Source organism: bacterium SCSIO 12741 (assembly GCA_024398055.1).
Taxonomy (GTDB): domain Bacteria; phylum Bacteroidota; class Bacteroidia; order Flavobacteriales_G; family Salibacteraceae; genus SCSIO-12741.
In genome coordinates this window covers 4,240,908-4,264,867 of record CP073749.1, presented here as the reverse complement: position 1 = coordinate 4,264,867, position 23,960 = coordinate 4,240,908, and the positions used below count along the sequence as shown (strand labels likewise).

Genomic DNA, 23,960 nt, shown 5'->3' with positions numbered 1-23,960 from the left:
CGCACAACGAACATTTTCTGCGGTTCAATTGCCTATACTTTTGTATCTATGTATCGCTATATTGTCATTACCGGATTGATGTTGGGAATCACCTTAGGGTGTACCGGAAATCAGACGGGAGAAAAGGAAATGGAACCTGTAAAAGAAGAAATGAGTAATTCCTCAAATTTGGACACGGCCACATTTGGTGCCGGTTGTTTTTGGTGTGTTGAAGCCATCTTTCAACAACTTAATGGTGTAGATAAAGTACTTTCCGGCTATTCCGGAGGATTTGTTAAAAATCCGGGTTACAAAGAAGTTTGTTCAGGAAGTACAGGACATGCCGAAGTATGCCAGATTTACTACGATCCATCGGTTATTTCCTTTGATGAATTATTGGAAGTTTTTTGGCAAACCCATGATCCTACTACGCTAAACCGTCAGGGAGCAGATGTAGGAACTCAGTACCGTTCAGCCGTTTTCTACCACAATGAAGAGCAGAGAAGCAAGGCTGAACTGTACAAAGCCAAACTGAATGAAAGCGGCGCCTTTCCAGATCCTATTGTTACGGAGATTTCGGCTTTTGATACTTTCTATGAAGCCGAAGGATATCACCAGGATTACTACAGCCAAAATGGGGAACAGTCCTATTGCCGATTGGTGATTCGTCCCAAGATCGAAAAATTCGAAAAAGTTTTTGGAGATAAGATAAAGTAAAGCATGACCACAACTGATTTGAACCTGCGAACCATTCAACCTGCCGATGATCCGCAGGTGAAACAATTAGTTATCAATACCCTAAAAGAATTTGGAGCCGTAGGGCCTGGATATGCGTCCTCAGATACGGAGCTCGATAGCATGTATGAGGCCTACACTGGCGATGATCGGGTTTACTTTATTCTCGAACGAGAAGGGCAGGTAGTTGGAGGAGCTGGAATTGGCCCCTTAAAAAAGAGTACAGGTTCTACCTGTGAACTTCAGAAAATGTATTTCGATCCTTCTATCCGTGGAGAAGGGTGGGGCAAAAAACTGATTCAAAAGTGCCTCGATTTTGCCAAAGAATCAGGATATAGCCAATGTTACCTTGAAACTTTACCCGGGATGAAACCCGCCCAACATCTATATTCCTCCTTTGGGTTCTCTTATATTTCTGAAAGAAAAGGAGATACCGGCCACTCGGGTTGCCATGTTTTTATGATGAAAACTTTGTAGATTCATTCGTATCAACTAATTTCCGGCCACGAACTAAACGAATGAGAGAAAAGAGCTGTTCTATTTTTATAGAATAGACACCCGATTTTAAGTTTTAACTTCAATTATCGAGCGATACACATTGGAGAGTGACATTTTATATGGAGATAGTTCTGCGGCAAGTACGCAGGACCCACGTGCATTTGTGGATCACTTTTGGAGGGATTTTCATGGGATCGTTTTTCGACTCAATTTGAAAAAAGGAGGGCAGATTGCCTTTTTGAGTCCAGGCATAGAGTCCTTAACCGGGTATGCGATCGACGATTTTTTATCCGGAAAAAGAAAACTTAGAGACTTCATTCACCCGGATGATTATCATTACATTTCGGAACAATTTCGTCATCTTAATCCGACCAACAACTTTTTCAATTTCGATCATCGTATCATTACCCAAGATCGGGTTACCGTTATGGTTAATTCCGTTGGCCAGCTGTTTTACGATGAAAATGGAATTCCTGATTACATCGATGGAGTAATTTCTGAAACCTCTGGGGCTGCGGCTACCAACAATACCGATAAAATCATTTCCTCCATCAACCACAACGTTAAGGAGGGGATTTACCGCAGTAAACTAAGCGGTGAGATCATTTATGCCAATACGGCCATGTCTATGCTCTTTGGTTATGAAGACGAAGAGTTTAAGTCCATCAAAGCTTCTGACCTCTACGTGAGTTTAAACGATCGGGAAGAAACCGTTAATCGTTTGATTCGAGAGGGCGAGTTTCACAACCTGGAAGTGGAGTTTCGCCGCAAGGATGGATCCACCTTTTGGGGATTGCTCAATAGCTCCATTGTAGATCTTAAAGGAGACGATGGCATAATCGATGGTGTGGTTATCGATATTTCAGACAAGAAGAAAATGGAAGAGGAGCTTCAACGAAGTAACCTCGATCTCAAAAAAGTCAACTTTGAGTTGAACATGTTAGTGTATAAAACATCCCATGATCTTCGTGCACCTATCGCTTCGTTAATGGGCTTAACCGATTTGATTCGGATGGAAACCCAGTCAGAAGAAATTGAGCAATATACCCGTATGCTGGACAATCAGCTAAGAAGATTGGACAAGGCCGTTTTGGATATTATCAATGCCCGAATGGTATCTCGGTATGGCATAACCACCGAGCAGGTAAAAATTGCACCCCTCATCGACGATATTCTGGAGAGTATGCGGTTCATGGACCAGTACGAGGAAATCGAAAAGCAGATTCAAATTCAGGAAAAAGGGAAATTCTTCACGAGTGAGAACGACCTGAAAATCGTTTTGAATAACTTGATTTCCAACGCTATTAAGTACGTCGATACGCAAAAGGCTCAATCCTTCTTACGCATTATCGTTAAGGTCGATTCTGAGAAGGCCTTTTTGGAAATTACGGATAATGGAATCGGTATTCAGGAGAGTCAATTGAAAAACATCTTTGATATTTTCTTCCGGGCTACCTCTAACAACAAGGGGACAGGGCTTGGTTTGTACATTGTTAAACAGGCGATAGAAAAGATGAAAGGAACCATAGAAGTAGACTCTACGGCAACCGCTGGTTCTCGCTTTACAATCGTTTTACCCAATCTGGGTGAACAGGAAATGGACGAACAGAAAGAAGATTAATTCTTCTCGTTTTCCCGAAGTTCTTCAAACGAAACATTTAACAAGGGAAATTCCTTCCACCCTCTAAAATCGTAATGCCACCATTCACTGGGATAAACGTCAAATCCACCAAGATCCATCGCATCCATTAATACTTGACGGTTCTTGAGTACCTCTTCAGGCAGATCGAGGTAGTCGGGATGGGCTTTTTCGGTGAAGTCATCATAGGGCGTTCCCATGTCAATCGCCTTACCAGTGCTAAGGTCAAACAAGGTGAGATCAACAGCAGCACCTCGGTTGTGTCTGGATCCGAAATAGGGTGAAGCTACGTAGGTAGTGTCTGGATAAGTTTCGTAAAACGCCACGGTTACCGAATAAGGGCGATAGGCATCATAGATCAATAGGCCGTATCCAAGATCCTTCAAATGACTACTTACCTTCTTTAGAGCATCTGAAACTGGTTTACGTGCAAAGGCTCCGGGAAAGGGATAATAAGTTTTGCCAGCGAAGTTGGAATCGGTGGCGTAGCGTATATCAAACTTTAAGTCACCATGAGCTTGGTACAAATCAACCAACTGATGGTTTGGTTTGTCAGAGACCTGTTGCTGGTATTCCTCCCAATTGGCCGTATGAAGACCATAAGATTTCTTCTGCTTTTCAACGGTTTCCTGCGGTACTGTTTCCGTTTTGTTCTCCGCTGGAGGCGTGGAACAGGAGGCCAGAATCAAAACTGTGAATAGGATGGGGGATAAGTTTCTCATAGTAATTGAATAGAGTAGTGTAAAAGAAGGCTATTTTCGGAACATATTCGCAAGGATATACGGGAATGATTTATCAACGATTCGGGAAAATAATAGTAGCGGTTATCGGTCTTATGGCCGTGTTCATGCTTTATCAGGTAGTTCAGCTCGAATACGATTATGATTTTGAAAAGTTCTTTCCCGTAAATGATGAGAACACAGACTTTTTTCTGGAGCACCGCGATCAATTCGGTACTGACAACGATTATGTCCTTATCGGTTTAGAAAATGAGTCGGGTGTTTTTCAATACGATTTCCTCAAGAAGGTAGACTCTCTCACTCGGGGTATAGAGCAACTGAATGAAGTTAAACAGGTATTGTCACCCACCAATTTGTTGGAATACCGGCGGTATCAAATGCATCCGGCACTTATTGAGTTGCCTTATTTGCATTGGGAAGATACCTCACGTTATGCCCGAGATAGCGCTCGGATATTTTCCACACCTGAATTAAGTAATACCTTCTTTTCAACCGAGCATCCCGCCGTTGTTCTTTTTATTGAGCACACCAGTGGATTGCAGGAGGATAAGTGCCAAATATTGGCTAAGGAATTGGATTCCCTCGGAAGGTCTTATGAATTCGATCACATTCATTTTGCAGGTCGCAGTTATGGACAATCCATTTATATCGATCTGATTCGGAACGAAACGGCCTTGTTTGTTACTTCATCGGTCTTGTTGGTCATTCTCTTCCTGATCATTGCTTACCGCAGTTTCTGGGGATTTGGATGCCTCTTTCTGTAGTTGGACTAACCGTTTTATTCGCGGTTGGAGTAATGGTACTTACGGGCAAGGATATGGATTTAATATCCAACGTGTTGCCTACCATCTTAATGGTGATTGGAATTGCGGATGTCATACACCTGCTTACGAATTACCTGAATAGAAGAAGGGAAGAAAAAAGCCGGACCAAGGCCTTGATGAGTTCGATTCGTGAGGTCGGCTTTGCTACTTTATTGACGACCGTTACAACCATGATCGGTTTTTTAACCTTGTTAAACTCCAATGTTCAGCCCGTTATCGATTTAGGTATTTATGCCTGTATTGGTTTGGTTATAGCCTTCGGTCTTACCTATACCTGGTTTCCGGCCATTTTGATGTGGCACAAAAAGATCGTTCCTCCTTCCGAAAAAAGAAACCGTGATTTCTGGAAACTTCAACTTATTGGTATTTACCGACTGGTAACGAAACGTAAAGTCGAAATCTTGGTGGGTTCAGCCATCCTATTGGGAATTGGAATTTGGGGGACGAGCAAGATTGTGAAGAACAATTACATTCTCGAAGACTTAAAATCGGACCACTCCCAGGTTCGTGATTACCGTTTTTTTGAAGAAAACTTTGCTGGAGCCCGACCTTTTGAAATGGCCTTGTGGATTAAGGATACCCAGCGCTCGGTATTTGATGCTGAAGTGCTCGCAGAGATTGGTAAAATTGATCAATACCTAAAGGATGAATATGGAGTAGGGGCCTTAGTGTCTCCAGTAGTGCTGGTCAAAAACACCAACAAGGTTTTGCATGGCGGTAAGGATAAGTACTACAGTGTTCCTAAGAACCCGAAAAAACTGGCCCGACTCGAAAAAGACATTGTCCGCTACCAAAAACAAATGGATTTGGGACGCTACATCAACTTGGAGACTGGACAAATGCGTCTATCCGGAAATATTCCAGATTGGGGAAGTTTATTGATTAAAGGAAAAAACGACTCCTTGGATCAATTTATGGCCCAGGAGGTAAATCTCGATCTATTGGGATACCGTGTAACTGGATCGGCCACCTTAGTGGATATCAATACCCAATTTGTTTCATCCAATGTAGTGGAGGGCTTGTTTCTGGCTTTTGTGCTCATTGGCATTTTGGTTGGCTTTCTGTTCCGTTCCGTTAAAATGGCTCTAATTTCATTGGTGCCAAATGTATTGCCGCTCCTGCTAACTGGAGCTATTATGGGTTTCGCCGGAATTGACCTAAAACTCTCCACGTCTATCATCTTTATCATTTCCTTCGGTATTGCCGTGGATGATAGCATTCACTTTTTGAGTCGATTGAGATTTGAACTTTCCCGACCCAATGCAACCTTGCGCTGGGCCTTAAAAAAGACCTACCTGGAGACCGGTAAGGCAATAACCATTACCACGCTCATTTTATCCGGAGGATTTCTAACCTTGTGTTTTAGTGATTTCCTGGGCACATTCTACATCGGCATTCTCATCAGCCTGACTTTGTTTAGCGCTTGGATACTCGACCTGCTGTTACTTCCAGCCCTAATCCTCGTATTTTACCCTGAAAAGAAAAAGGCATAAAAAAATCCCGGATTCTCCTCTTGTAAGGGTTACCCGGGATGTGTTAAAACAGCCTATGAGAAAGACCAGAGATGGGTCTTTGAAGTATAGACGAGCACTTTTGAAAATTGGTTGGATGCAGACGTCACTTTTTTTTCGCCCTTTTTGCCAACCTAAATTTTCATTGCGCCAAAATGCTTTAAGAATGTACGAATAAGATTTCCTTATAAGGTGGAAATCATTTCGTTAAGTGTAGAGCTTGGACGCATGGCCGAAGAAGTCAAATCGCGGTTTGGACGGTAGTAGCCTTCCGTGTTAATCGCTTGACCCTGAACACTATTCAATTCTTCGATGACTTGGTTTTCGTTTTCAGTCATTTTCGCAGCCAAATTAGCAAAGGCGCCTTTCAGGCTTGCATCCTTATCTTGGTTTGCCAACTCTTCAGCCCAATACATGGCCAGGTAGTAATGGCTTCCGCGGTTATCCAGTTCACCAACCTTACGAGATGGGGACTTATCGTTTTCCAGGAATCGGCTTGTGGCGTTATCCAAAGTCTCACCCAATACCAAGGCTTGTGGATTGTTGTAGTTGTTACCCAAATGTTCCAGCGAAACGGCCAAGGCCAAGAACTCACCCAAAGAATCCCAACGGAGGTGGTTTTCTTCGTTAAACTGCTGAACGTGTTTTGGAGCAGATCCACCGGCACCGGTTTCAAATAGTCCACCGCCATTCATCAATGGAACGATTGAGAGCATCTTGGCACTGGTACCTACTTCCAAAATAGGGAAGAGGTCGGTCAAGTAATCACGCAATACATTTCCAGTAACGGAAATGGTGTCTTTCCCTTCCCGAATTCTTTCACAAGAGAATTTGGTCGCATCTACAGGTGCCATAATGTGGATGTCCAATCCATCGGTATCGTGATCTTTTAGGTAAGCGTCAACCTTAGTAATCAATTCAGCATCGTGAGCACGGTTCTTATCCAACCAGAATACCGCTGGAGTTTGTGTAGCACGAGCACGGTTCACGGCCAATTTTACCCAGTCTCTAATCGGAGCATCTTTTACTTGACACATGCGGAAGATGTCGCCAGCATTTACATCCTGATGAAGTAATACTTGGCCATTTTGATCGACAACGTTTACCACACCGGCAGCTTTCATTTGGAAAGTCTTGTCGTGAGAACCGTATTCTTCCGCTTTTTGAGCCATTAGCCCAACGTTGGATACCGATCCCATAGTAGTAGGATCGAAGGCTCCGTTTTCTTTACAAAAATCGATGGTGGCTTGGTATACACCGGCGTATGAGCGATCTGGGATAATGGCTTTGGTGTCTTTGGTGTTTCCATCCTTGTCCCACATTCTACCTGAGTTTCTAATCATCGCAGGCATAGAAGCATCGATAATCACATCACTTGGTACATGTAAGTTGGTAATTCCTTTGTCGGAGTTAACCATGGCCAAATCCGGTCCTTGATCATAGCAAGCCTGGATATCAGCTACAATCGCTGCTTTTTGATCGGCGGGTAAAGTTTCCAATTTCTTGTAGAAATCACCCAATCCGTTGTTCGGGTCAATACCAATTTGATCCAAAAGTGCTGCGTGCTTTTCAAACACAGGAGCGAAGAATACAGATACAGCGTTTCCAAACAAAATGGGGTCAGAGACCTTCATCATGGTGGCTTTCAGGTGAACCGAGAAAAGAACGTCTTGGTCTTTGGCCTCTTGTACTTGATCAGCCAGGAAAGAACGCAATTTTTGTTGGCTCATCACAGCGGTGTCAATGACTTCTCCAGCCTGCAATGGAGCAAAATCTCTTAATAGAGTAGTGTTGCCTGAGCCATCTACAAATTCGATTTTGAATTCAGTGGCTTCTGTTAGGGTCATGGATTTTTCACTTCCGTAAAAATCACCTTCGCTCATGCTGGCTACGTGAGAACGTGAATCAGCTGACCAGGCACCCATGGAGTGGGGATTTTTGCGAGCGTAGTTTTTTACCGCCTTTGGAGCACGTCTATCCGAGTTTCCTTCACGAAGAACTGGGTTTACAGCGCTACCTTTAATCTTATCGTATCGAGCTTTAATCGCTTTTTCTTCATCATTGGCAGGCTCTTCTGGGTAGTTGGGGAGTCCAAATCCTTTGGCCTGCAATTCGCTAATCGCCGCTTTAAGCTGAGGAATAGAAGCACTAATGTTAGGCAACTTAATGATGTTTGCCTCCGGTTTTTTAGCCAATTCTCCAAGTTCGGCCAAGGCGTCAGATACACGCTGACTTTCTTCCAGAAAATCAGGAAAGTTGGCCAAAATTCTACCGGACAAGGAAATATCCTTGATCTCAAGGTCCACATTGGCCTGCTTTACAAAGGCTTGAACAATAGGGAGAAAAGAGTAGGTAGCTAATGCTGGTGCTTCGTCCGTTTCGGTGTAAATGATTTTTGCTTTTGTATCTGCGCTCATAGGTCTCGTTTTCTTGAAAAAATTGCGGGCAGCAAATGTAGCACACCGGGGTCGATTTGTAAAGTTTTCGTCTCGAAATTGGAAGGGCAGTTGAGCGAATAGTCGAAAGGCTAAGCCCAATGCCAAGAATTACTTTAGAATCAAAGGGGAGGCCTGGAATTGGGATGACGATTGTAAGGTTACCCAATAGCTACCTGGATTTAGTCGGGTAAGGTCCAAAATAAGCAGTGATTCGGATTGAGGATCCCATTTCTGCTTTATCAAGGATTGACCACTTAGGGAGAAGATCGAAACAGTCCAGATCTGGAGGCTTGGAACCCATTCTTTTAATTGCAATTTACCCGTGCTTGGGTTAGGATACATAATGACCTGGGACGACACTTCAGACTCCACAATTCCCATGGGATAGGCCAAATTGATGGAATCCTTCATTTGACAACCATTGCCATCGGTTACCGTAACCACCGCCCACTCGTAAGGTAATTGGAGGGCCGTACTGTCCTGCTCGCCATTGTTCCATACCCAGGATTGGAAAGGCCGGGTTCCACCTTTTGAAGATACGCTCAGTTCATTGGCCGTTCCCTTGTCTATAGGGTTGGAGAATAGGAGTTCAATAGAGTCTGGAGCTGCGAGTTGAAAGATAGTATCGTACTCGCACTTCATAGAATCTTTAATCAGCAGAGAATAACTGCCTTCACCAGCACCATTCATTTGTGGCGTGGTGGGAGCGGAAGGTCCATTCCAGAAATAGGTGAAGGGCGGACTTCCCTGCGATACTTGTGCCCGAATTTGCCCGGTATCATTGAAACAGAGGAGAGCAGGTAAGTGTAAGCTAAAATTGGGTGTGGGATGACGATCCACATAAATGCTATCAGAAAAAGGGCAGTGATTGGAATCCAATAACGTGACGGAATGCCAGCCAGGTTGAGTAGTCCAGGCTTGTGGGGTAGTATGCCCGGTGCTCCATTTCCAGTGGGTGTAATGATTTGAGTTTACCTGTAAATGAGCCGTGTCCCCCCAGCAAAAGCCACTGGAATCCTGGTCAATAACGGACTTCTGGCGAAAACGAGATGTTCCCAGATAGGCTGTCATGGCCAAGGCCATTCGTTGGTGTTGAATCTCGTTTGAATACTGAGGTGTCTGGTTCAATGAATCCCAATTTACGATTATGGTTCGATCTGGAATTAGGCGAGATCCAGCCAAAATCTCCGGTCTCGGCCCATTAACGAGTTTGAGCACGACAAAAAACTTTCCGGTATCAAGAGCCAATCCGCCGCATCGCATAGAAAAATGTGACTCTGTAGGATGCATCAATGTGCCGAATTGTTGGGTTCTGGATGTATCTACTCGGGTTCCTGGATGCCCCATAGCATTGGCCTCCCAGATTTCTACTTGAGCTGCGAACGGAAAGTAGGACCGCAGGTAGATTCCAATTCCAGTAAGCGTGTCTTTATCAGTTAAATAAAACTCTTGGCCCAATCGGTTGATGAGGGAAAAATAGAGTGGGTTTAGGGTATCCATTGGTCGAGAAAGGGCAGAATCAGACCAATTTACCCTAGTGGTTAAGGTATCGTTGTAAAGTCGACAATCGGCTGAAGAAGTATTAACCCAAGCTGTCCATTGGCCCATAGTTGCTGACGAAGGTCCGGAAATCAGTGTATCCACTTTTCGTTGCTGACGCGACGATAAGCTGCCTAAGTTGCGTTGATGGATACTTCCCGTTTGATTCAAAAACCAGTGAACCTGATGAACCGAGTCTTTTCCAGAAGATTGAATCTGGGCTTGTAAATGAGCCCGCTGTGAAAGTGGAACGAAATTGTACTCCGAATAGAAGGATTGCAGCTGAATATCATGACTGCAAGGCGTAAAAGAGTAGGCTCCTATATCCAAAAATCCAGGGGTATAGGGCTGTCCAAGTATATCCCATTGGATTCCATGAATGGAAGCACCCGAACTATCTAAAGCCGGGTTTCCGGGCAGTAGGTTTCCTTTCGCAGGATCTTCAAACCAGGGATTGTCAAAAATAGCTGAAGCGTCGTATACACCAGGATCAACACCTTTCCAGGTAGAAGATTTGGCCCAGTAGGCATTGTTTCGGTTGTCAATAAAATACTTGTTTCCAACTTCGCTACGTACATATTGCTGATCCTCTACTTCCCATACGTTGTTGGCAATTTGAAAATGACCAACAGAATTGGTTCTAAAGGCATCGGAAAAGCAGTAGACCGAATTATGGACGAATCTTCCAAATTCAGTGTGTTCTATCCGAACCCCATTTCCAAGTCCTTCGCCAAGGGCATTGCTTCCGCAAAAAGAGTTGTGAGCAATGAAAATACTGTCGGTTTGATTTCTGCCTGTGGAGTTACAATTGCTTAGGCTGAGTAGGAGAGAGGGTTGACTCAAGTGAACTTTATTTCCACTGATTTGCACCTTCGTACCATAAGTCAGGTAGATTCCTCCTGAAAAGCTCTGTGCCGTACTTAGTTTGTTGCCATTTACCTGAAGCGTGTGTACGTTTCTCAGCTGTAGACCTTGACCTCTGAATTGATTGATTTCATTGGAATCTATGGCCCAATGGCTCGCAAGGTAAAAGGCGGGACTGTGAAATCCGCGCATGGCCACCGGGTTTTCCACCTGATTAAAAACATTGTGATGAATCGAAAGATGATCCACTTGAATATACAGGGTGTTGGCTATGCCCTTGGCCCAGCTCTGATTGGTGTCTAAGGATTCGAATTGATTGTGGTCGATCTCCACCTGTTGAGTGGGGTGCAGAAAATGAATGAGCGAATCGGAAGCTGTTATCTTTAGATGGTCAATTCTTACGGCATCTAATCCTCGGAAAAATAGGGTGCCCATAAGTGTTGACGGCCTAGCGTTGGCTGGATGTGAGGTTATACGCAAAGTATCCGTTGGGGAGGCCTTAGGAAAATCTTCAAAGCTGATTTGGTGTTGAAAAACAGAATCCATTAGGAGCAGGGTCACAGGACCACAACTTCCGCGAATTTGAAGCTCTTTTAAGGCACTGTCTGGGTGAGGGAAATCGCCTCCCGCACCTACCGTATAACTTCCCGATAGGGATGATGTGGCTTGAAACCATCGGCTGGTGTCGTTGGAATGTTGTAAATCCATTCCTTGATTTACTGAATCTATATGGGCTTCTATAGTATAGGGGCTGCTACCGCTGAAGTTAAAGTTGCCAAGCGTAATTACGGTGTCTTCCTCTTTGAGTAAGTGCAATCCACTAAGTCTTAATTCAGGTTGGGGTGAGCCATTCACTGCCCATGCAACGGTAGCTGAAGTGAGGGTGTCGCTTCCCTTGTTTTTGAGAATTACCTTAACGGGTGAAGATCCCTGGCAAAACGGCAAAACCTGATGAATGGAAGCATCGTTGCGGGTTACTTTTTGAATGCCAATATTGTCCCAACTAATTCCACCTCCGGTTAATACGGTGTTTTGAGTACTTCCACCATTCTGTCCCATTCTCAATTCAAAGGTGCTATCAACGGAAGTTCCCACAGTTCTTAGAGCTGAATCCAAATCCAGGTAGCCGCTAAATCGCCAATAGCCATCAGGAAAAGAGTAGAGCCGAGAGCTCAAGTCATAAAGCAGGGTCCAGGTATGGTTGGCATTTCCTCTTACCCATACACCGTCACCAGGACTCGGTTGTTCTCCAAAGTCGGTCCAGTCAAAGAATATTTCTAATTCATCGTTGGAGTAATTCCTGAGATCAAGGCGAAGTACGAGGTCATTTTGAACCAAGTTTACCCCTGGTTGATCGAGGGTGATGGCTCGTTTGCCGGAAGGCATGTATTCTGGCAGAACATCGGTTTGCATCCGTCCTTGTGCAACCGTAAAAATCTGGATATGGGGAGCCCAGTTTAGGTTGAGTTGGTTGCCATAAAGTTGAACAGCCGGAGCTTGTTCAAAATCTTCAAAATAGGGGAGGGTATATTGAGAATAACCCTTCAATCCTCCCGCCAGAAGCAGGAGGATAAAAAGGTATATTTTCACAAGTGAAGCCATTTGGCCAAAGGTAGCAACTCTTTTACCTATGGATCATCACTTTCATAGATCGACGTTGGCCTTTGGAGTTAACCACGGTTACATGGTACAATCCGGCCACATCTTCAATAACTAAAGAATAGGGACTTAAAAGATTAATTCCACTTTCACTTTTAATTACCTGTCCCAGTGGGTTGGTCACCAGTACTTTATATTCTTCATCTAAGCCGCCGTCCTGAACTACAAAGAAGGACCCTTTGTTAGGATTCGGGAAGATTCGGAAAACCTGGTCATGGGCCATATCAAACCCTTCCACCTGATTTATAATGTCATTGATGTTGAGTCCAAAGGAATAGGTACAACCATTGGTATCGGTCACCGTTAGGTAGTGTCGCCCATTGGTCAGCTCATCGGCCGTATATCCGGTTTCTCCGTTGCTCCAACTCAATGTGGTATATCCCGGAGTACCACCGGTTACGGTTGCGGTTACACTTCGGTATTGACTTCCATTGGGCACTGGATTGCTGAAGGTGGCTTGGATCGGTGGTGGCGATTGGATATGAACAAAGGTGTCCATATTACATCCCATGGTATCGTAAAGAAACAGGTGGTAGCGACCTGGAACCAGGCCATGTTGACTGTGTTTGGCACTGTTGTTATGCTTCCAACGATACGTGTAGGGAGGAGAACCTCCAGCAACACTCACCGCGGCAGTGGCGGTATCGTAAGCACAATCCAACACCAAATCGTGAGGGGTCACTTGAGGAGAGTTTGGATCTTGAATCCGTACTCTTCCAAAGGTAATACAGCCCACACTATCAGTAATGGTTACGTCGTATGCGCCCTTACCAAGACCAATGGCTTTACCGGTGCTTTGTTTGTTAGGATCACCCCAGAAGTATTTGTAAGGTGGTTTACCTCCGCTCACCTTAGCGTAAGCATAACCGTCCTGATACAAACATCCGGTAGTATGACCAGGAGACATGCGCAATTTTAGCTCGGGTGGATCCGCAATGAAAACCGTATCTTCTTTGGGGCAATTGCTCAAATCGGTAACAGTTACCAAATACATTCCTGCTTTTAGTCCAAAGTTGGTGGAGTCGTTTGGCGTCCAACCAGCATTCCACTGATAGGAATAAGGCTTGAGCCCTTTCACTACATGTACCGTTGCTCTGGCATTGGAATCTCCTCTACATATAGGTTCTGTAATTTCCATTTGAGATTCCGGATATCCTCCTTTGAGAGCGTATTGCTGAGATTCGGTACAACCCGTTCTGTCGGTAACCGTTACCGTGTATTTATCACCGGGAAGGAATTTTAACCAAGAGCCGGCCTGTCCGGTACTCCAGGAATAATTGAAAGGGGGTTCTAAACCAGAGGCCTGTACGCGAATCTCTCCGTCATTTTGACCACAATTAGCGTGCACCAGTTGAGCCGACAAAGTAATTCCCTGTGCAGGTGCCGTTTGAGTAGTATCTCGGAATTCACATCCAATATCATCCCAAACGCGTACAGAAAACTGCCCGATTTGCTTGGTTTTAAAGCTTTTGTGAGGGTATCCATTCGACCACAAATAAGTCTTATAACTACCCGTAGTTTTCATGACCACATCCTGACCTTTACAGATAAAGGTGGTGTCGCTAATTAAGTCTGGGGTTTCCCATTTACGGCCCAAATTGGCCTCAATCATAGGAGTGATGTGCTTCGCATATTTCTCTACATCCGGATGGCTGGATAGCTTCCAACCTTTTCCATCGTTAAAATTGATGAGTACAATTTCATCCTGTGTAAAACGCTGTTTCTGATACCCGATGTGTAGGGTAGGAGGTTGTACTTGCTCGATAGCGATCAAATACTTTCCGGGCTGTAGAAACTGGCCATGACAACCTACACGAAGAGCAAACCAACCGGATTGAGCTTCCTTGGCAGTTGCCAGGGTCCGCATGGGACTTGAATCAATCAGGGTGGTGGGCAGCAAGGTGTTTGGATCTATGTTGTAGACCAATCCTCTGAATGTGGCCCCTGTATCAGGATGATTGAGGTAAACACTGATCGAACTGAGCGTGTCGGCTTGGAAGATTTCGAAAGTCTGCCCCAAAATCCATTTGGGAGTAGTGGGTGCGGTCATGGCCAAATCAATGCTATCCAACGACGTTCTCGAATACGAACTATCAGTAACCTCAATATTCATCACTGCAGTGTCATTCACCGCAATACAGTCATTTTCATTGATAGATACGGTCAATCGAGCAGGCCACGATCCCACTGTTTGGGTGATAGGCACTCTTACCTTTAAGATCGTATCCTGACCGGGTTGCAAGGTTCCAATAGCTCGAGAAGTATTGGCTCCGAATAAATTGAGCGTGGCCTGTGTTCCTGTCACTGGACTGAACCCCGTATTGGCTACATATATTTTTACTTCTGCGTCTTGACTGTTAGGTACTTCGGTGTAATCGGAAGATATGAATTGTGCATTTCCATCATACTGACATGGAGTAAATTCATGGGCTCCAATATCAGGAGTGGTTCCTCGAACGGTTTCAAAGAAATCGGCTTTTTGGCCTACGGGCATTCCAGCGGCATTGAGTCTGGGATTGTTCACTCGTAGGTCGCCTGTGTAAGGGCTGTAAAAATACGGGTCTATCGAACCGGAGTTACTGCCAAGCGGAATGTTATAGGTTCCATTAATCAAGGTGTCACCTGTCCAATAAACGTTGTGATCGTGGGTTACACCCGTTCCTAATCCAGCAACTCCTGCATTCCAGGTTAATCCGGAATAAGGGTTTCCAAAAATGTTGTTTAGTACGGCTGAATTGGTAAATCCAAATGTGATTATGGCACAGGAAAGCGAGGCTAAACTTCTGGAGTTAATGGAATTGCCAACAATGTACAATTGCTTCGCACCAGAAATACGGATTCCATAAGACGGTACACTATCGTTATCATCTAAAATGGAAATGAAGTTGTTCATGACCTTAACGCTATCCGATGGAGTAGCTTGATGACCGATGGAGGATAAGTTTAAAGCCGTACCGGTAGAAATCAAAAAGTTATTGCGGTTAATCTCTACGTTCCTTGCGGTAACACAATTGAGCGCCACTCCAGGTTGAAAGTGAACGGTTTCAAACGTATTGCCTTCGATGCGTGCATTTAGCACTCGGTTCACGGCGGCAGAATATCCTGTGGCATCATGGAAACGGTTTCCTGCGACCACCACACTGTCCAACCAGGCAGAGGTGTCTCCTTGTAATAGTAGGTTGACACGACCTCCGTTAAAAACGTTATTCGTCACATTAATGTGGTGACATTCTCCAATACCGGCCACTTTCACTTGCTCAGATGCATAGATACTCGATTCACGTGGGGAGTAGAAATCACAACTGTCAATATCCAAATGATGAATTGGCTTAACGAAGATCAGATTTGCATTTCGAGTAGAAAATCGAAGGTTATCGACCTTAATGTAAGGGGTATTCTTAAATGCCAGGGCTTGTTGCAGTAAGGGCTTGTTCTGGTACCCGGTAGCAGCGGTAATCCTTAGTGGAGTTGCAGCTGACATCCCAGGAATGGTATCCAAGGTGCCACCAGGGTGAAGGGTGTCTTCTAGATACAAAGTCGTCGGGCCACAAATACCGTTATCCATCAATGCGTCAAAAGCATCTTGAATCGTGGAGAAATTGCTGTTTGGTCCCACGGAGTAGGATCCGGATAACCGTGGAAATTTGTTTTCTATCAATAAGTTATCCGAAGGTTTTTCATCGACCTTTCCATTTACCGGGTTCAATTCCAATTCAAACAGTTGAGATTGAGCAGCTGGAATATTCCAGGTTCCTATAGTTACCCACATGCTGCTATCCTTGGCCAAGGACAAATTGTTTAGATTGATTTTTGGATAAGATGTTCCGTTGTATTTAACCGAAATTTCGGCCGTTTTTAAGGTGTCGCGTCCCCGGTTTCTGAGCAGAACTTTTACCGTTGCAGGGCCGGGACAATAAGTCGAGATTTCCTCTAAACGGGCGTCGTTGTCGTAAAACCGCTCCATGAGCAGATCATCGTAACTGATACCGTCACAACAGACAGGATTAATGGCCACACTGTCTCCTTGTTCCGAGATGCGTACTTCCACGGTAGAAGTAATGGCTTGCCCACCCTTAATTAGGGTATCGCTAATGCTCACATTTCCAGAGTAAATCCATTTTCCAGTATGCTTACCGAAGTGGGGCCTGAAATCATAAAGAAGAAGCCAGGGCGATCCTGGACCTTCTCTAACCTCTACAATGTCTAAGGAATCCGGGTCTTCACCATGTTCTTGCCACCAAAAAGATAGCTGTATATAGGATTGGGTGTACCGGGAGAGGTCAAACTTGAATACGGTGTGGTTGTAACTCTTGTACCGGGTTAAAATGGAATCCCGATCGAGGTGCGCTGCACGTACACCGTTATGGGCCAATAATCCAAAGGGAGCAAATCCAAGTCTACCTCCAACCAGAGGGTCGGGATCAAAGCTCATGTTAGAAATCCCAGGAACCGGGGATCGATAATTAGTTAATTCAAAGGTTCTCACTTTTTCAAAGTCTTCCGACCAGGGGAGAATGAGTTGAGAATAAGAGAATGAGGGGTACGCTACAAGGCATACGATGGCAAGTAGAATTCTATTCATAGGTGTTTTAAGCTGAGTGTCCTCTAAAAAAAGGGCTGTTTTACGGAAGTACCGGATGCAGAGGGGCAGGGTTTGGCTTAACCCTAAGTTTTCATGCAGTCAAAGGGTTACAGCCCATATTTTTAAGCTATCTTCCCCTTTTAAAATCGGGAATGAAACAAGCCGTAATTACAGGTGCTACATCGGGAATTGGTAAGGAAACTGCAGCCAATTTGTTACGTCAAGGGATTCAAGTTTTACTTCTGGCTCGCAACGCATCCAAAGCAGATCAGGTTTGCCAGGAATTGCATCACGCCACTGCCAATCCTTCGGTAGATTATTTACAGGTTGATCTGGCCGAGATGAAGCAAGTACAAGAAATAATCGGTGCGATTCAAAAGAAGGTGACAGGTATCGACATTCTAATCAACAATGCCGGTTTAATGACCCTTAACCGAGAAGAGTCGCCAGATGGTATTGAATTGGTGATGGCCGTGAATCATTTGGCTGTTATGATTCTTACCGAAGGACTATTGGGCACTATGCGCGAACGCAGTCGGATTGTCATGCTTAACAGCGTGGCCCACAGGGCTGGTAAATGGACTGGGGATCTTAACTTGAAGGAAGGCTGGAGCGTGGCCCGATCTTACGGGAACTCCAAGTTGGCTAATTTGATGTATGCTTATCATTTGGCACGTGAATTACGATCAAAAATGATTACCGTTAATGCCGTTCACCCAGGAGTGGTAGGTTCCGGATTTGGGCAGCAATGGGGCGGTTTTATGAAATACGGTTGGAAGGTGGCCAAACCTTTTATGCTTACCTCGGCTCAAGGTGCTAAATATCCCAGTCATCTGGCCTTATCGGAGGAGGTAGAAGGAATAAGTGCCAAGTATTTTAAGAAGGGTAAAATGGTTCAATCCTCATCCGATTCCTACAATCAAGAGATATCGAAAGAGGTATTGTTGGAGTCCCGAAAATTGATTGACGAAATACTGGCTTGAATTATAGAGAATTGGAAGCTTTGGGAATACCCCAGGAGAACGTGCCGATTTCTTCTAAAAACTGAATCGGTAATTGATAGGGTAAACGAAATCTCCGTTTTACTTTTACCCGCTGATGGCTTGTCCATTTGAAACAATATAAATCCTATGACAAATACAGAGGCAGCAAACCGAATTGAGGAACTTTCAGAAGAACTTCGCAAAGCCAATCATGCCTATTATGTAGAAAACAACTCTCCCATGTCGGATTACGACTTCGACATGAAACTGAAAGAGTTGCAAAAATTAGAAGCCGAATTTCCTGAATTGGCTGACCCAAACTCCCCAACCCAAAGAGTGGGGGGAGATATCACCAAGAAGTTTAATACGATTAAGCACCGTTACCCCATGCTGTCGTTAGACAATACCTATTCTCCTGAAGAATTGATGGATTGGGAACAACGCAACAAAAAGCTCATGGACCAGGACTGGGAATACGTGTGTGAGCTAAAATATGATGGAGTAGCCATTGGTATTCGCTATGAAAACGGAAAGCTTAGCCAAGCTGTGACCCGTGGTGATGGCGAAAAAGGAGAGGAAGTAACGACCAATGTTAGAACCATTAGAACCGTTCCACTTTCCCTTCAAGGTGACTATCCCGCCGATTTTGAAATTCGCGGAGAGATTTTCTTTCCATTGGCCCATTTTCAGCAACTGAATAAGGATCGGGAAGAATTAGGTGAACCCACTTTTGCGAATCCAAGAAACACAGCCTCAGGCACCTTGAAAATGCAGGATTCTGCTGTGGTTGCATCCCGAGGATTGGATTGTATGCTCTACGGAGTTTACGGAGAAAATTTGCCTTTTGATAGTCATTACGACAGTGTGGAAGGGGCAGGGAAATGGGGCATTAAAACCCCGGATAAGTATCCTCGTTACCTGGAAAAAGTAAAGGATCTCAACGGTGTATTAGAGTTTATCGAGCACTGGGATACGGAAAGACACCATTTGCCTTTTGAAATTGATGGCATCGTAATTAAGATAAACGACTATCGAATTCAGGAGGAACTCGGATTTACCTCCAAATCGCCACGATGGGCCATTGCCTTTAAGTTTAAAGCAGAAGCTGCCTTGACTCAATTGGAGGAGGTTACCTATCAGGTGGGACGCACGGGAGCAGTAACTCCGGTGGCCAACTTGAACCCTGTTCTCTTAGCAGGCACTACCGTAAAACGAGCCAGTTTGCACAACGCGGATCAGATGGCCAAACTCGACCTTCATAAAGGGGATTGGGTTTACGTGGAGAAAGGAGGGGAGATTATTCCAAAAATAACCGCCGTTGCGCTGGAGAAAAGAGAAGCCAATGCCGAGGTAGAAGAATTTATTGAGTTGTGCCCGGAATGCAATACTCCGTTGGAAAGAAAAGAAGGAGAAGCTCAGCATTACTGTCCAAATGATAGTGGGTGCCCTCCTCAAATAAAAGGAAGAATAGAGCACTTCATTTCCCGTAAGGCCATGGATATTGATGGTTTGGGAGTGGAAACCATTGATGCTCTCCACGCTCAGGGATTGGTCAATAATTACACGGATCTCTATCGATTAACCTATGACCAGCTCATTCAATTGGAGCGGTTTGCTGAGAAATCGGTAAATAATCTTTTGGCAGGGATAGAAGCCTCAAAACAAATTCCATTTGAACGCGTTCTGTTCGCTTTAGGAATTCGATATGTAGGGGAAACGGTAGCCAAGAAATTAGCCCGCCACTATGGCGACATGGAAAAACTGTTAGCCGCCTCCTATGAGGATTTGATTGAAGTGGAAGAAATCGGAGAAAAAATCGCAGCCAGTATTACCGAATTCTTTTCCGATCCCAAAAAAATGGAATTTGTTACCGCCTTGAAAGAGATAGGGTTGCAAATGAAATTGAGCGCTGAACAGCTCGATGGAAAAACGGAGAAATTAAAAGGCATGAGTTTTGTAATAAGCGGTGTTTTTGAGCTGCATTCAAGAAACGAACTCAAGGAGATGATCGAAAAGAACGGTGGGAAAAACGTGGGTTCCTTATCGGCAAAAACGAGTTATTTGATCCGTGGAGAAAACATGGGACCATCGAAGCTCGCAAAAGCCGAAAAACTGGAAATACCCATGATTAGCGAAACCGAATTTCTCGCCTTAATCGCCAATGAATAGCAGCTTAGAAAGCACGGAAAGCTTGAGATAAACTATTTTGGATCATTCGAGTCAATTATTGATTAGGCAAATAGCCGAAGGGAACAAGCGGGTATTTGAGTCGGTGTTTCGGGATTATTATTCCCGACTCTGTGGCTTTGCCTATTCCTTAATTCAGGATTACGATCAATCCGAAGAAGTGGTTCAGGATTTTTTTACCGATTTGTGGAACAAACGGGAAAGTCTGGAAATTCGAAATCTGGAGTCCTATCTGTTTCAATCCGTGAAAAACCGCTGTTTCAATTACCTCAAGCACCTTAAGGTGAGGGAAGTTCATGCCAAGGAGGCTCCCCATTTGTCACCTTCCTATTCTGACGAAACCGAAGAAATTGTTCAAGCCAATGAATTACAATACCGTTATGAACAGGCGGTGCAAAAATTACCCGAAAAAAGAAAGCAGGTTTTCGTACTCAGTCGCTCCGAAGGGTTGAGCTACAAAGAAATAGCCGAACAGACCGGAACCTCTGTAAAAACGGTGGAAAACCAAATGGGCCAGGCCCTCAAATTCCTTCGGGAAGAGCTCAAAGAATACCTCCCGGTTATCGCTCTTCTAATTTTTTTAGGATTGGGATGGGGGTTATCTTGTTTTGAGTTGTCATGCTTAATGAATTATGGTGGATAGAAGGGACGAACATAGAGATTTCGAGTTGCTGAGCCGGTTCTTTGATGGGACTTGTTCTTCTGCTGAAGTTCAGGAGATAGAAGCCCGTCGTGAAAGCGAACCGGAGTTCACTGCGCTCTTCGATAGCCTGGAAAAGTTGTGGGGCATGAAGCCCGATACTGCAACTGAAGTTCCCGAATTTAACGTGGACAAGGCTTGGGCTAATGTAGATGAGCGGATCAGCACACCAACGATTCAAAAGAAGACCAAATCTAAACGGCCTTGGATAGGAGTAGCTGCTGGTGTAGCTCTGCTTATCGGCTTTTTCCTATTTAAACCTAATCAACCCGTCTATCAAAATCAAATTTTAGCTCAAGCTGAAGTTATAACGGATACTTTGCCCGATGCTTCTATCATTACCCTGAATAAAGAATCAAAAATTCAGGTTAGTTATAAAAAAGGGCAGCGAAATATTGATTTGAACGGAGAGGCCTTCTTCGACGTGGCCCGCGATGAAAAACGTCCATTTGTCATTTCCAGCGGTGAGATTCAAGTAGCCGTTTTAGGTACTTCTTTCAATGTAAAAGCACTGCAGGGTGATTCTTTGGTAGAAGTATGGGTGAAATCTGGTAAGGTTAAATTTTACGGGACTTACCAGGGAAGTGACTCACTTGTGCTTACCGCCGGTCAAAAAGGTATCTTTAATAAGAATAAACGCACCTTCCGAAAATTGGAAGATTCCAACTTGAATGCCGTTGCCTGGAAAACCAAACGATTGATCTTTAGCAACACCCGGCTTGGCGAGGTAATTCCATTACTTGAGCAGGTTTACGGTGCCAAAATCAAGTTGGCGAAAGCCGATCATCAGGATTGCCAAATCAACGCGGATTTTGAAGATGAAACCCTTGAAACTGTTCTTGCAGTCATTGGTGAAACACTTCATCTAAGGGTTGAAGAGCGTGGCGACACCTTTGTTTTTGTAGGAGATGGCTGCCAATAAAATTTTCCTTCGATTTCTTCTTATTGGCCTTTGGCTAATTTGCTTGAGCACGGCTATTGCTCAGGAAAGTCCGCTTTTGCGCAAAGTGTCCGTTGATTTTACCTACGTGAGGTTGGAGGACGCTCTGATGGAAATTGCCGAAAAAGGCCGATTCAAGTTCTCTTACCAATCCAATATTCTCGATGGCGACTTGTTGGTTAGTCATCAAGCTCAAAATCAAGAAGTAAAAACGGTTCTTGACGCCCTATTGCGCGGTAACGTTCGTTATAAAACCACAGGCAATTTTGTTATTCTTCACGGAGAACAGAAGAAAGCCGCAGAACCTGTAAAATCTTACCGCATCACCGGAATTATCCGCGATGCGACCACGGGGAAAACCATTTCTAACGTTACCGTGTATGACGTTAACAACCTTTCCAATACACTTAGTGAAGCTGACGGAAGCTACTCCTTGACCACGCAGGGGAAGCGTGCCGAAACCGGAATTGCTTTTCGTAAAAAAGACTACCTGGATACCGTAATTGTTGTAACCCCAGCTACGAGTGAGGAACTTCACCTGCGGTTAAGACCCATCATCCCTTTAATGCCAACGAAAGACACCATACAAATTCCGCAAAAGGAAGTGGAAGATTTGGGATTGGTTCGCATGATGGTCAACGACAAACAGTCGACCAATACGGAGAATATGCAAAAAATGGAAACCCAACCCATGCAGGTGACCTTTGTACCCGGGTTGAGTACCAACGTAAACATGTCGGGTGCGGTTTCCAACAATGTATCCGTCAATGTATTGGTGGGTTATGCCGGTGGGGTGAGTGGTGTGGAAATTGGTGGACTGCTCAACATTATTAGGCAAGATGTAAATGGCTGGCAAGTAGCCGGAATCGGAAACATCGTGGGGCATCACGTAAATGGTGTACAGTTTGCCGGATTCTTTAATACCAATCTCGGTTGTGTAAATGGCCTTCAGATTAGCGGTTTTAGCAATGTGTTGGTCGACACCCTAAAAGGAGTGCAGATCACGGGATTTAGCAATGTGTTGGGCGGTAAAATGGCTGGAAGTCAGATTAGTGGATTCAACAATTTGACCCTGCACGATGCCACCGGCCTTCAGGTTGCGGGTTTTTCTAATGTAGCCATCAAGAAGGTAGACTTTTTCCAGATTGCAGGATTTTCCAACTATGGTCGGGAGATCAACGGTACCCAAATCGCCGGTTTTGCCAATATTTCGGCCCATACGGTTAACGGCCTTCAATTAGCCGGAGGAATCAACTTTGGTGAAAATGTATTGGGCGCTCAAGGAGCTGGTATCATGAACCTTTCAGTAGGGGATACAGCCAGCTTTCAGGTAGCCGGTGTAACCAACTTTTGCAGTCACAGTGATGCCGGGCAGGTGAGTGCTATTGCCAATGTGGCCATTTCTTCGGTTAACGGAGTACAGATTAGCGCCGTTACCAATTACACACCGGTGATCAAAGGCTTTCAATATGGATTGGTGAACGTAGCTTGGGATACCGTGATTGGTGTTCAGGCCGGGCTTACGAATTGTGGAGGAATTGTAAAAGGAACCCAACTGGGCTTCATCAACATCAACGATTCCATCCATGGAGTGCCCCTCGGATTTTTCACTTTTTCCAGACGCGGATATCACAAATTAAGCCTTGAGCTAAATGAATTGTATCCCTTCAATGTTCAATTCAGAACCGGTGTGAGTGCCTTGCACAATGTTTTCCAGTTGGGCTATACCTATAGAGATGGTGTATCTCAGGTAGGTGCCGGGTACGGATTAGGCACTGAAGGTAGGTTGGGTCGCTTATTTTTTCTGGGTGGAACAGCCATGGCGATCAATAATTTTACGGAAAACATTGACGATCTTGATGGAACCTTCCGCTTTCAGATCTATGGTGGCTTGAAGGCGAGTAAAAACCTGGATTTCTTTGTAGGTCCGGCCATCAATTTTCATTTTACCAACCAACGAGATTCGGAGGGTAATTTTTATTCCAGTTTACCACCCTACGAACACTTTTCGCACCTCGATCCGGAGTTTCTCCTCACGGGTTGGGTAGGCCTCTCTGCAGGGATGCGATTTTTCTAAGACTTTCTTTTCTTTTTCTTGCTTCAGTATTTGAGGTAGCTATTTGACTCATAAATAGTTAACCG

The 23,960-nt window shown here is 44.5% G+C and carries 14 protein-coding genes; 10 read left to right on the top strand and 4 right to left on the bottom strand.

Annotated features, from left to right (window positions below; all coding sequences use genetic code 11):
- Positions 1–48 precede the first annotated feature (48 nt).
- From msrA to KFE98_18160, 3 genes are all read left to right on the top strand, one after another.
- Complete coding sequence (gene msrA / locus KFE98_18170; GenBank protein UTW61918.1) at positions 49–696, top strand: peptide-methionine (S)-S-oxide reductase MsrA; 648 nt, start codon at positions 49–51, stop codon at positions 694–696.
- A 3-nt stretch (positions 697–699) separates the two neighbouring features.
- Positions 700–1,191: a GNAT family N-acetyltransferase gene (locus KFE98_18165; protein UTW61917.1), complete on the top strand. Its 492-nt coding sequence runs from the start codon at positions 700–702 to the stop codon at positions 1,189–1,191.
- A 121-nt stretch (positions 1,192–1,312) separates the two neighbouring features.
- Positions 1,313–2,833, top strand: a complete 1,521-nt coding sequence (locus KFE98_18160; GenBank protein UTW61916.1) for a PAS domain-containing protein — start codon at positions 1,313–1,315, stop codon at positions 2,831–2,833.
- On the opposite strand, the gene KFE98_18155 is transcribed toward KFE98_18160, so the two are convergent.
- On the bottom strand, positions 2,830–3,573 hold the full coding sequence (locus tag KFE98_18155; protein ID UTW61915.1) for a M15 family metallopeptidase: 744 nt from the start codon (positions 3,571–3,573) through the stop codon (positions 2,830–2,832). The genes KFE98_18160 and KFE98_18155 overlap by 4 nt on opposite strands.
- Positions 3,574–3,638: 65 nt before the next feature.
- Here KFE98_18155 and KFE98_18150 point away from each other — a divergent pair, with 65 nt between their 5' ends.
- Both KFE98_18150 and KFE98_18145 read left to right on the top strand, forming a co-directional pair.
- Positions 3,639–4,355: a hypothetical protein gene (locus tag KFE98_18150; GenBank protein ID UTW61914.1), complete on the top strand. Its 717-nt coding sequence runs from the start codon at positions 3,639–3,641 to the stop codon at positions 4,353–4,355.
- Complete coding sequence (locus KFE98_18145; protein UTW61913.1) at positions 4,340–5,908, top strand: MMPL family transporter; 1,569 nt, start codon at positions 4,340–4,342, stop codon at positions 5,906–5,908. Before KFE98_18150 ends, KFE98_18145 begins: the two co-directional genes overlap by 16 nt.
- Positions 5,909–6,111: 203 nt before the next feature.
- Here the strand turns inward: KFE98_18145 and KFE98_18140 are convergent, their stop codons facing one another.
- The 3 genes from KFE98_18140 to KFE98_18130 form a co-directional block, all read right to left on the bottom strand.
- The gene (locus KFE98_18140; protein ID UTW61912.1) at positions 6,112–8,343 is read right to left on the bottom strand and encodes an NADP-dependent isocitrate dehydrogenase; all 2,232 of its coding nucleotides are present in this window, start codon (positions 8,341–8,343) and stop codon (positions 6,112–6,114) included.
- 129 nt (positions 8,344–8,472) lie between these two features.
- The gene (locus tag KFE98_18135) at positions 8,473–12,357 is read right to left on the bottom strand and encodes a T9SS type A sorting domain-containing protein (GenBank protein ID UTW61911.1); all 3,885 of its coding nucleotides are present in this window, start codon (positions 12,355–12,357) and stop codon (positions 8,473–8,475) included.
- Positions 12,358–12,391: 34 nt separating this feature from the next.
- A complete protein-coding gene (locus KFE98_18130; GenBank protein UTW61910.1) occupies positions 12,392–17,008 on the bottom strand; it encodes a T9SS type A sorting domain-containing protein in 4,617 nt (1,538 codons plus the stop codon).
- 152 nt (positions 17,009–17,160) lie between these two features.
- On the opposite strand from KFE98_18130, the gene KFE98_18125 reads away from it, so the two are divergent.
- The 5 genes from KFE98_18125 (at position 17,161) to KFE98_18105 (ending at position 23,895) form a co-directional block, all read left to right on the top strand.
- Entirely contained in the window at positions 17,161–17,991 is an 831-nt protein-coding gene (locus tag KFE98_18125) for an SDR family NAD(P)-dependent oxidoreductase (GenBank protein ID UTW61909.1), read from the top strand.
- Positions 17,992–18,138: 147 nt separating this feature from the next.
- A complete protein-coding gene (gene ligA, locus KFE98_18120; protein UTW61908.1) occupies positions 18,139–20,160 on the top strand; it encodes an NAD-dependent DNA ligase LigA in 2,022 nt (673 codons plus the stop codon).
- 58 nt (positions 20,161–20,218) lie between these two features.
- Positions 20,219–20,821: an RNA polymerase sigma-70 factor gene (locus KFE98_18115; GenBank protein UTW61907.1), complete on the top strand. Its 603-nt coding sequence runs from the start codon at positions 20,219–20,221 to the stop codon at positions 20,819–20,821.
- Positions 20,811–21,800: a FecR domain-containing protein gene (locus KFE98_18110; GenBank protein UTW61906.1), complete on the top strand. Its 990-nt coding sequence runs from the start codon at positions 20,811–20,813 to the stop codon at positions 21,798–21,800. The genes KFE98_18115 and KFE98_18110 overlap by 11 nt, the downstream gene beginning before the upstream one ends.
- Positions 21,787–23,895: a hypothetical protein gene (locus KFE98_18105; GenBank protein UTW61905.1), complete on the top strand. Its 2,109-nt coding sequence runs from the start codon at positions 21,787–21,789 to the stop codon at positions 23,893–23,895. The genes KFE98_18110 and KFE98_18105 overlap by 14 nt, the downstream gene beginning before the upstream one ends.
- The last annotated feature ends 65 nt before the right edge of the window (positions 23,896–23,960 follow it).

Excerpts from the sequence above, each read along its gene's own strand:
- KFE98_18145 (UTW61913.1), top strand. The coding sequence starts at position 4,340 with ATGCCTCTTTCTGTAGTTGGACTAACCGTTTTATTCGCGGTTGGAGTA.
- KFE98_18110 (UTW61906.1), top strand. The coding sequence starts at position 20,811 with ATGGTGGATAGAAGGGACGAACATAGAGATTTCGAGTTGCTGAGCCGG.
- KFE98_18140 (UTW61912.1), bottom strand. The coding sequence starts at position 8,343 with ATGAGCGCAGATACAAAAGCAAAAATCATTTACACCGAAACGGACGAA.
- KFE98_18130 (UTW61910.1), bottom strand. The coding sequence starts at position 17,008 with ATGAATAGAATTCTACTTGCCATCGTATGCCTTGTAGCGTACCCCTCA.
- ligA (UTW61908.1), top strand. The coding sequence starts at position 18,139 with ATGACAAATACAGAGGCAGCAAACCGAATTGAGGAACTTTCAGAAGAA.
- KFE98_18105 (UTW61905.1), top strand. The coding sequence starts at position 21,787 with ATGGCTGCCAATAAAATTTTCCTTCGATTTCTTCTTATTGGCCTTTGG.
- KFE98_18150 (UTW61914.1), top strand. The coding sequence starts at position 3,639 with ATGATTTATCAACGATTCGGGAAAATAATAGTAGCGGTTATCGGTCTT.
- KFE98_18155 (UTW61915.1), bottom strand. The coding sequence starts at position 3,573 with ATGAGAAACTTATCCCCCATCCTATTCACAGTTTTGATTCTGGCCTCC.
- KFE98_18125 (UTW61909.1), top strand. The coding sequence starts at position 17,161 with ATGAAACAAGCCGTAATTACAGGTGCTACATCGGGAATTGGTAAGGAA.
- KFE98_18165 (UTW61917.1), top strand. The coding sequence starts at position 700 with ATGACCACAACTGATTTGAACCTGCGAACCATTCAACCTGCCGATGAT.
- msrA (UTW61918.1), top strand. The coding sequence starts at position 49 with ATGTATCGCTATATTGTCATTACCGGATTGATGTTGGGAATCACCTTA.